Annotated in this window: 5 protein-coding genes and 1 pseudogene; all 6 read left to right on the forward strand. The window is 55.3% G+C overall.

What is annotated here, in order from left to right; all coding sequences use genetic code 11:
- Window positions 1–507, forward strand: a pseudogene (locus tag Q0N43_RS11240) (hypothetical protein); the annotation flags it as partial.
- Window positions 508–1,239: 732 nt separating this feature from the next.
- Window positions 1,240–4,044: a CHAT domain-containing protein gene (locus Q0N43_RS11245; RefSeq protein ID WP_295446391.1), complete on the forward strand. Its 2,805-nt coding sequence runs from the start codon at window positions 1,240–1,242 to the stop codon at window positions 4,042–4,044.
- A complete protein-coding gene (locus tag Q0N43_RS11250) occupies window positions 4,041–4,802 on the forward strand; it encodes a hypothetical protein (RefSeq protein ID WP_295446394.1) in 762 nt (253 codons plus the stop codon). The genes Q0N43_RS11245 and Q0N43_RS11250 overlap by 4 nt, the downstream gene beginning before the upstream one ends.
- 20 nt (window positions 4,803–4,822) lie before the next feature.
- Window positions 4,823–6,763, forward strand: a complete 1,941-nt coding sequence (locus Q0N43_RS11255; protein ID WP_295446396.1) for an adenylate/guanylate cyclase domain-containing protein — start codon at window positions 4,823–4,825, stop codon at window positions 6,761–6,763.
- Window positions 6,753–8,459, forward strand: coding sequence for a ShlB/FhaC/HecB family hemolysin secretion/activation protein (locus Q0N43_RS11260; protein WP_295446398.1), 1,707 nt, complete (start codon window positions 6,753–6,755; stop codon window positions 8,457–8,459). Before Q0N43_RS11255 ends, Q0N43_RS11260 begins: the two co-directional genes overlap by 11 nt.
- A gap of 110 nt (window positions 8,460–8,569) precedes the next feature.
- A partial coding sequence (locus Q0N43_RS11265) for a filamentous hemagglutinin N-terminal domain-containing protein (RefSeq protein WP_295446400.1) occupies window positions 8,570–10,905 on the forward strand: 2,336 nt, incomplete at its 3' end.

The following is a 10,905-nucleotide window of genomic DNA, read 5'->3' on the forward strand; positions in this document are numbered from 1 at the left end:
TTTCTTGCCGTCAGTAAAGATTTGGATGGCGATCACAAAGGCGCGATCAATGATTGGCTGGCGTTATTGAAAGACACTCCGAAGGATGCTCCTTGGGAAAGTGACCTTATCCGAACCATCGAGCAAGTCGGAAAAATTCACAAAATCGATGTTACGGAAAGCTTGGCAAGCACACAAAAGAAACGGACAGGCGACTTATCGGGTATCCTGAAAAGCATTGCGGCAGCACCAATACCTGGACCGAGCAAAACAGATATGGCGCAAGCGGCCAAGCTGCCACCCGGCCAACAACAGCAAATGGTGACGTCAATGGTAGAAGGACTGGAAACCAAGCTTGCGAACAATCCTAAAAACGTAGACGGTTGGATCATGCTGATGCGTAGCCGCATGACATTGGGTGAAACGGCAAAAGCAAAGGCAGCACTTACAAAGTCGGTCGCGTCAAATCCAGAATCGCGAAGCAAGTTACTGAAAGAAGCCCAAATACTTGGTGTTCCAGGAACGTAGGATTGGCGGGGCCAGCCAGTAATTCTCGTTAGCTCCGTTCGGCAATGGTCTCCGCGGCTACATTAGATAAAAGTGCTCGCAACATTTGGCGGCGACGAAATTATCTCGACCTTTACTTCGCGACAGGCGTGCATGTTACCCCTGCGTAATTTTTGCAGATAATCGATCCGGATGGGCGTGTTGAACAAGATCTTTGCGGGCCTGGCGCCAAAGCCAGGCAGAGCAGAGCAGAGCAGTTGGTGATTGATGCTACGCACCCCAAGGCGCGGGGAGCGGCTGCTAGCCCAAAAAAATGTCGTCTTCGATGGGCTACCGGATGTACAATGGGGGCTGAACTCCAAACTACACGCCGTGTGCGATGGCCTTAAAGAAATCCTGGCCATAGTGATTACATGCCTTAAGCGATTAGGCACGCCTAAATCGAGGTTTTTTGTTTGCAGCGGCTAGTGCCTTTATTTTACAACTCTTTACAGAAAGTGGTTACTCAAGTAGTTAGGTTAATAGTTGATTTCAGGAATTTTTCATCGATTGCGTGAAAGTGAAATGTTTATATTTTTTCGATTATTTTTCTCTGCATTCTTACTCGTGTGTGTAAATTCTGCTGCGCTCGCGGTGAATGCAACCGCGGAGTTGGAAACGCTATCGGGAGAAAAATGCGAACTTAAGGGAGCGGCCCAACAATCGCAAAGCAGTGTCTTTGTTGATGACAGGCAGCTGCTGTGTGGAGAGTTGGTGGTTGGCAGGTTTGCACGCCTACTATTTTCCGAGAATAGTAAAGATACCGGCAAGCAGCAGCTTGAGCGCGCCTTTAGTGCAGCAAAGGCAGAAATGTTACTCAATGCCCAATTGAACTGCGAACCAGAGCGATACTTGCCGCGCGATGGTGAAATTGTTCTCGCCCTGCCGTGCCGAAGTTCGACCGATGGTTGGCCAACCTTACTTCTAGCTCAGATCGGCGGTGGAACGTTGAACGTCGTTCAAGGACCTGCGTCGGCCTATCCGGCCCTGTTATCGGCACTTGGCCTGCCAAAGGATGAAAGCCGCACCCTTCTAGCCGCCGAAGTCCGGGCTCTGTGGTCGGCGCCCATAGTCATCGGAAGCCAAGTCGATCAGGCTTTGATCCGCGAGCTCTGGTCCGATGCTCGGCTTGCCAACAGCCGTTTTGCTTATGCCGAAGCCGAGCAGACGTTGCGCAGGGCGCTCGAAGTTCAAATTCGCATTTTTGGCGAGGATGACGCTGTAAGCAACGCACTTTTTCTCGACATGGCGATGGTCGTTGCAAATCTTGGCCGATTTGACGAGTCAGATGGCCTACTGCGCCGCGCAGCGCCAATTATAGAACGGTCGCCAAGTGCGACCGAGCGAGCCCGCCTAGCAACTTACCGAGCCAATATTTCAGCATTGCGCGGTGATTATGTCGCAGCCCGCGCCGAAGCCGGCGATGCCGTCGGGCAATGGCGGGCAATAACCGACGCTCGCCCAGTCACTGATGACACGGCCTCGGCTCGCGGTGAAATGGCGATGGCCCTAAATCTTGAAGCTTTTGTGCAGATGCGCAGTGGCGACACAACCAGCGCCAATGTGCTTGCAAGTCAGGCGTTGCTGGCACTGGCAGCAGCGCCTGCAACGCCGGTTTGGTGGCGCGCCGATATAATGGGGATTCTTGGCGAGACCAGCCTTTCCGATGGTAGGCTGGCCGCTGCAGAAGCTTACTTCAACGCAGCGATCACGATCCGCAAGAATGCCTTTGGGGAGGGCGCGGGAACCCTGCGTATGCGGACGGCGCTGGCGCGCGCATACCAATCAGAGGGCATGAATACTAATGCCATCATTGCTTATCGCGAAGCGCTTACGATCGCCCGCGGACTTCCGCGAGACAGTTTGCCGTTTACCGATGAAGACTTGATGCCGCTGGCAGCGGCAGTAGTCGATTTTAGCGCTGGCATCTCCGACGAAAAGCAACGTCAGGGCTTGTTTACCGAAGTTTTTGACGCCTTTCAATTTGCCCGCAAGCCAGGCCGGGACCGCACAATTGCCTTAACGGCCACGCGGCTCTCGTCAGGCTCTGTTGAGTTGTCAGCCTTATTGCGGCGCGTCGAGGACGATAATCGTGAGTTAGCCCGTATTCAAAGTGAATTGGCCCAACAGCAAGCCCTTGCGGCCGATGACCGCAATCCCGAAACCGAAGACGCGCTCATTGCGCAGATCGCTAGCCAAGCGCCGCGCATCGCGGCATCTCGCGCAGAAATCGCCGCGCAATTTCCCGACTATCAAGCTCTGAAAGAAGAAAAGTTGCCGCAGCTTGACGATGTACGTTCCCGGCTGCAAGACGATGAAGCCCTAGTTTCATTCCTACTTGGCAGGGACAAATCATTTATTCATCTCATACGGCGTGATGGAACGATCGTTGCGGAAGTGCCGGCTGGCGCAGGCGATATCGCCACAAGTGTAAAAAGCTTGCGCCGCGGACTTGAAATCGAGGGAAGCTCGGTTGCTGATTTTGATCTGGAAACCGCGCACCAACTTTTTTCCCAATTGCTTGGTCCTGTCGTACCGAAGCTCGGCGGAATAAAGCGTCTGATTATTGTGCCAACGGGAGCTCTTGCGAGCCTACCATTTGGCCTACTTGTCACAGAGCCGTCAAATACTAAAAACTATAGCAGCGCCGCTTGGCTTTCCCGCCAATTTTCTATCACCCATAGCCCGTCAATCGCCAGCTTCATCGCGCTGCGTTCCACGCAGCTTGTCGGCAAGCCGAGCAAGCTGCTGCTGGCTGTAGCCAACCCACTACTCGGTCCCCTGCAGAGTAAGGGGTCAACAGGTGCAAAAGCGGCGCGGGCTGGATTTTCGAGCCTGTTAGGCAGTTGCCGGAAGGATGGCCCGGCGTCACCCGAAACACTTCGCATGCTGGTGCCATTGCCCGAAACCGCCAGCGAGGTCGCCGCGGTCGCGGCAGCGCTCAACGCACCCGACGCAGAAATTATGCTCGCTGCGAATGCAACCGAAGCCAATCTGCGCAGTAAGTCCCTTTGGGACTATCGCATATTGTACTTTGCCACCCACGGCGTCTTGCCTGGCGAATTGAAATGCGAATCCGAACCCGGGCTCGTGCTCACACCGCCCACTACAATTGCGGCAACGCGCTCCGCCGACGGATTGCTTGACGCCAGCGAGATCGCCACACTGGAACTTCGCGCCGATCTCGTAGTGCTGTCAGCCTGCAATACCGCTTCGGACGGCAGCGGAAAACTAGGCGGCGAGACCCTGTCGGGGCTGGCAGAAGCCTTTTTCTATGCAGGCGCCCGCAGTTTGCTAGTCAGTCATTGGCAGGTGCCATCGGCGGCGACTGCCCGTTTGATGATCGATGTCTTTAAGGCCGTCGGCGCCAACCCCGAACTGTCAATCGATATCGCCCTGGCCCAAGCGCAACTTAAGGCAATAGAGACCCCGGCCACGGCTCACCCATTCTTCTGGGCGGCCTTTGTGCTGATCGGCGACGGTGCCTCATCTCCACTTAACGAAGGAGCCTCTGCATGAATTGGAAGGCGCTCGCTGCAGGGCTAGCGCTCGTCCTTGCGTGGCCCGCCCTCGCCATGCCGATGATCGTCGTTGAAGCGCGAGGTGGAGGCCTAAAGCCCGGGATGCGCATCGATAGCACTCGCACGGTTAAGCTCGTCGAGGGCGAAAAAATAGTTCTGGTCGCACCCGATGGCCGGATGTCCACATTGCGTGGTCCCTATTCTGGTCCGGCCGTCCGTAACGCTGGATCAGTGCAAAACCCACGCGTCGCGTTGGCGGCACTCATAGCTACCCGTAAAGATCGTGCTAGCTCAGTCGGGGCAGTCCGGTCCGGAGCCAGTGCCGCGCCATTGCCAGATCCTTGGCTTATAGACATCTCGCGCGGCGGCGACCGCTGCCTAAAAGATGGCGAAAAGCCGGTCTGGTGGCGTCCGGAGAGCTTCGCTGATCAGGCCTTTTCAGTATTTCCCGTTGATCGCTCGTGGCGCGCAGATTATGTATGGAAGGCGTCTACAGATCGCATGACGCCCCCCGATATTGTCGGGCTTGACGATTTAAAAACCTTCATAATCCGTGCAGATGGTCAGGAATATCCCCTCCGTATCAACATGATACCGCGTGATATAGACGATCCTCTGGTGGTCAGCGCCTGGATGCTGGAAAAGGCATGTGTTCAGCAGGCTGACGCATATCTAAGGGCGATCGGCAAAGATCTTGACGAGAGCGCGCCGATGGCAGGCCTTAGTGTGTCGCCCACCGGGTTGATACAAAGATGAACAAGGCAACCCGGCAGGTCTTGGCAGCGATCGCAATTGCATTTGCCGCTACTTTTCTAAGTGGCAGCAGTGTCCGCTTCATCGCGCCGCTGGCAAATCTGGAAACAAAGCTCGCTGATATTCGTGTCGCAGCGATGCAGCCAGCCATGCCGCCATCTTCGGATGTGGTAGTCATCGCCATCGACGAGGCGACGCTGGCCGCATTTTCGTATCGATCGCCCGTTGATAGGGGCCTTATTGCCGATTTGATCGAACAACTTGAAGACAAGGGCGCAGCCGCAATCGGGGTAGACATCATCGTCGATCAACCCACCGAAGCCGCCAAGGATGAGCGGCTTCGCAAGGTCATCCGCGCGACGAGCACGCCGCTGGCCTTCAGCTTCAGTTCGGCCCCTAATGTCGTCAACGCCGAGCAGCTTGCCTACATGGAGGCGTTTATTCCGGAGGATAAGCGGGCGGAGGCAAATCTGCTGACCGATCCGTTTGACGGGTTAGTCCGCCGCATCAACCCCGGCGGCACTGTCCTTAATGGACGGCGCGTTGACACCCCTCAGCATCCAGCTGGATTTGTAAGAAAATTGGCCGGAATGGGCGGTGCAAAAGCACCTCTGGTTCCAGTCGACATCGCTTGGCGTGCGCAGCCAGATGCCGAAAACACGCCTTTCCCGACTTTTTCGGCAACTTATCTGCAGTTTTTGCCTCCCGAACTGATCAAGGGCAAGATCGTGTTAATCGGCGCAGTGCTATCGATCACAGATCGCCACAGAACCCCGCTTTCCATAATTGACGATGGCGATCGGGGCAACATGCCAGGCGTTATGGTTCAGGCACACGGCATCACCCAGATTTTGGAGGGGCGGCGTCCGCCCACGGTACCTGTGTCATGGACCATTGGCCTATTGGCGCTTTTCGCCTTAATCGGCACTGGGTTAAGCCTGTTGCGAATGGGCATCGTCTTCAATGTCGGTATCAGCGTCGTAATCACTATTGTGTATTGGGTCGGCGCAATCTTGGGCTTTGGCAAAGGTTTGCCAATGTTGCCGCTATTCGGACCGACACTGTCGCTATTCCTCGCTTTGTGGATGATGGACCTGATTATTGGACGCGGCGAACGCAAACAGCGCGAATTTATTCAGAGCACATTTTCACGCTATGTCTCGCCGGCAGTGGTCGACCAGTTGATCGCCGATCCGAGCTCGGTTGAAGTGTCAGGTTCTAAGCGGGACGCGACCTTCATCTTCACCGATATCGCTGGCTTTACTACATTGTCTGAAAAATTGGAGGCCGAAGAACTCTCCGAAGTTCTAAATGAATATCTCGACGGCGCATGCGAGATTATCCTGAAATATACTGGCACCATCGATAAATTCATCGGCGATGCTATCATGGCGATCTTCAACGCTCCGATACCGCAGGCCGATCATGCCGAGCGTGGAATTCGTTGCGCGCTCGAACTCGATGCCTATGCCGAAGCCTTCCGAAAGGACTGCAATGCTAGAGATATTCCTCTTGGTGTGACCCGCATCGGCATCCACAGCGGCCTATCAATCATCGGCAATTTTGGTTCGAAATCGCGCATGGATTTCACTGCGCTTGGCGACACCGTCAACACCGCCGCACGCACTGAAGGCGTCAACAAATATTTCGGTACGCGCGTCTGTTGCACGCAACAGGTCGTCGACCAATGCCCCGGTCTCGAATTTCGACCGATTGGCGACATTGTGCTTAAAGGCAAGGTGGAGGCAACGCGCCTATATACGCCTGTCGCCGCTACCGATGCGCCCGAGCTAATAGCGGGTTATCGCCGGGCCTATGCCTTACTTGAAGCCAGCGATCCAAATGCTGTCGATTGTCTGGCGAGCCTTTCAAAGGATTTTCCAGAAGATCCCGTCATCCGTTTCCATCAGGATCGGATTGCACTAGGGCTGCTGTCCTCGCGTGTGGTGATGGATGACAAATAAACTCCGAGCTTTGGCCTATGTTATGCCTATATTTTACGTTGCACCGACCTTGATGGCGATGCACGCTGCGCCTGTTATCGCCCAAATCGTCCGGCCACCGCCACAGGCCGAGATTTCGCGTCAGCGGATCCAACCTCTGCCCCTTCCAGAGACGCCATTACAATTGCGCATTCAGAACCCTGAAAAGGCGAGCGTCCCAAAAGCCGTGGATGAAATCGAGTTTTCGATCACCCGCATTAAGGTAACTGGTGCAACTCATTTTCCGGAAGCGCGTTGGCGCGCAATTTTTGCCTCGCTTGAAGGCAAGAAAATCGTTTTGAGCGACTTGCGTGAGGCTGCCAATAAGCTTGAAAATCTCTATCGCGCCGATGGCTTTTTTCTGACCCGGGTTTTCATCGCTCCACAAGAGGTACGAGACGGTACCCTTGAAGTACAGGTAGTCGAAGGGTTCTTAGCCAACGCTTTTGTCCAGGCACCGAACCAAGCCAGCCGGAAACGTACTCAGGCACTGATCACCCCGGTGCTCGGCCAGCGCCCGGTGCGCTTCCTTGATCTTGAGCAAAGGCTGCTCCTGCTAAATGACACACCAGGTATGGCCGTGACCAGCGTACTGCGTCCAGGGGGCACGCTGGGCAGTAGCGATATCTTGCTGACAGCCGTCAAGCCACCAAGAACTGCCTTTGCCGCGGTGGATAATTCGGGTTCCGATGTCGTGGGGCCAATTAACTATTCGCTTGGCACAACGATCTTTCAGCCCTTTGGCAGACCTGGCGCGCTTGATCTGTCGCTGGCTTCGTCCGGTGAAGGCTTTGCCGAGCTTCAAGCAGTGAGTGCCCGGTATGCAACACCGCTTGGTAATAATGGTATGGTGGGCAGTATCGGCGCGCTAGTCGCGCACGCAGCGCCGGGCGGGCTAATTCGTGATCTTGATGTACAAAGTCTATCGGGCTCGCTGAGCGCCAGTCTGCGCGTGCCATTGCTTCGGTCCCGGGCTAATTCTATCTATCTTGATGCTGGGATGACGTTGAACCGCAGCTTCGTTAAGGCGTTGGGCACGGAGATTAACGACGACCGGAGCACAGTTGCCAGCCTCGGCCTGCAGTGGCGACAGATCGGTTGGCTGGCGGGCGACATGACATTTGGCGTTAACGTGCTCCACGGCCTTGGCCTATTCGGTGCGAACGGTGCCGATGCGCCCTTGCCGTCGGTCCAGGGGTTCAATCCACATTTTCTGCGGCTGACCTATCAATTCCAGCGCAATCAGCCGATCCTTGGCCCGATCGGCGCCAGTATGACATTGCAAGGCCAATATACCGCCAACCGCCTGCTATCGGGGGAGCAAATCTCCTTCGGCGGGCGCAGCATCGGGCGCGCCTATGATCCATCAACGGTGGCTGGCGAGCGCGGCGTTGGGGTAATTGGTGAACTGTTTGCATCACTTTCGGGTGTGCAGGTGCCCAACTTCATTGAGGGCACCCAAGTCTATGCTTTCGCCGACTGGGCGCAAACCACTGCGCTCGCTTATGAGGCAACGCCCAAACAACGCGCGACCATTTCCTCGCTTGGGGCGGGAGCGCGTTTCACGCTGCTCGGCCGGTTGTCGATCGACACGCAGTTCTCTTCGGCGCGCCATGCGCTACCGGACGGCACCAAAAGTGGCGGCCGCTTTACTCTCGGCGCAATTTTGCAGTTTTGAAAGACGATGTCATGATCAGCGCAAACATTAGATCCGCCAATCATGGTCGAACATGCCATCCGGCTATTCGCCGGCTGTCTTTTCGGACGACACTGGCCTTAGCGGTCGGCATGTCTGCGCTGGCCACCGCCAATGCTCAGGACCCGTTCACGGTCAAAAACGGAAACGGAAACGCCACATTCGCACGCAGCACCGACAATAAAACATTAACGATTACACAGACCACACCCCGAGCAGTACTCGACTGGACAGAAATCGTGTTGCCAGCCGACGAGACTTTAAACTTTGTTCATACGCTTGGGTCCACTTCGATCACGCTTAACCGGAGCACAGCGACCACAACGGCACCGTTCGAAATTAACGGCACTGTTACTGCGACTGGCCAAGTCTGGATCCTCAACCCAAAAGGCGTGATCATAGGCTCGACCGGCCGCGTCAATGCCGCCGGGGTCCTTGCTACCACGGCCAGCATCAGTGATGCTGACTTCATGGATCTCACAAAAAGTAAGTTTGTATTTTCTGACGCAACAAACGCGGCTCTCACCAATAATGGCCAGATCAACGTGCCATCGGGATATGCGGTGCTTGCTGGCAGGACTGTCGCGAACATCACTTCAAGTGACACCAGCGAGGCATTGATAAGCGCCAGTTTGGGAAAGATCGCGCTGGGTGGAGGCCGAGACTTTACTATTGATTTTGCCGGTAATGGGCTGGTGTCATTCCTGGTGGCCGACCCGGCCGGAGCCACCGCGGTGGGAGCCACCGCCAATTTCTCAAACAGTGTCTCAAATGGCGGAAAAATTGTAGCCGATGGCGGCACGGTCCTGATGACGGTACGCAGCGCTGTCGACATTATCGGCAACGTCATTAATAACAAGGGCATCGTTCAGGCACAGACCGTCAGCAACACTGCTGGTGTGATAACCCTCGATGCAGGCACAAATGGACTGATAACCGTTGGCAGCTCTTCCGTCGGCGGCAAAATTGATGCCAGCGGTGGTACCGGTGTGAATGGCGGTACTATAAACCTCACCGCTTCCTCTCTAGATGTTAACGCAGCCAGTACGTTGTTGGCAAATGGTGGAGGCACTGGCACTGGCAGTGGGGGCAGTATAAATCTGTTCGCTAATCCCGCAAATTCTCAATCCTCCATGCAAATTGCAGGAACGTTGCAGGCCGATGGCGGAACAAATGGCGGCAACGGTGGAACGATTGATATTCAGGCTTATAGCCTCAACCTAACCTCAGGCAGCAAGCTATTAGTAAATGCTGGAAGCACTGGCACTGGGGGCAAAATAAATCTGCTCGGTAATCTCGGAAATTCGCAATCCTCCATGCAGATTGCGGGAACGTTGCAGGCCGATGGCGGAACATCCGGTGGCGACGGCGGAACGATTGATATCAAGGCTTATAGCCTCGACCAAACCATGACGGCATCTGCGCGCGGCCAAGGCACTAGCGGCCTGGCCGGCAACATCAACATCACCTCCCCATCGATCGATGTTCTAGGTACGACAACAACGTCGACGGGCAACACTAAAATTCTGGCATCTCAGGTCTGGTCATGGCTCAATGGCAGAACAAATGTGGCGCTTCGCGCGCAAAACCCAACAGCCGCAACTACTGATGGAAATGTGACGATCTATGCGTTCAACAACAAAACCGCCGTCCCTCTTACAAAATTGTCGCTTGGCGCCACCGGCGATGTGGTAATCGCAAGCGGAGTTAACATCACGGCGCAATCGGGACTATCGGTCGCGCTGCAATCCGACAGCAACAGTAGTGGCTCTGGCAGCGTCAAACTCGCCGGAACGATCGACACCGGCGACACGGCTCAGGCTGGAAATGCTGCATCCATCCTTATCGATGGCAACGTCAAACTTGGTGGCGATAGTGCCCTCATTTCAAAGGACGCCGTTGTCGTAACAGGCAATATCAGCCGCGATGCCGGCGTAACGAACGGCGTCAATCTAAGTGTCAACGCCTCAACTTTGAACACTGGATCCACAGCTTTGAACAGCGGATCCATCGATCTTGGCGAAACGGGTCAACTTGGACTAACACTCGACAGTGAAAGCAAAATCAACGGCGCCATAGTCGCGGCATCGCTGACAAAGTCAGGTGTTGGTCGGCTTGGCTTGTTCGGCAATAATGCTGGCCTGGGTGCAATCACATTCCAGGGCGGGACATTACAGGTCGCCTCAACCAGCAACCTCGCGGGTGGCAGCGCGCCCCTGACTTTGGGCAATGCCAATAGTGTAACGACCTTGCAACTGACCACGCCAAACGACGTCGAGATTTCAAAGCCAATTACGCTGGCTGGAACTTCTCGGATTGAAGCAACAGGAGCAGGTCGTCTGACCTTGAGTGGCACAATCGACGGCAGCCACGGCCTCACCGTAGACGGTCAGAGCGATATCACCCTCAACGCCGCGATCGGGGGTAC

Source organism: Sphingorhabdus sp. EL138 (assembly GCF_945882965.1).
Lineage (GTDB): Bacteria > Pseudomonadota > Alphaproteobacteria > Sphingomonadales > Sphingomonadaceae > Sphingorhabdus_B.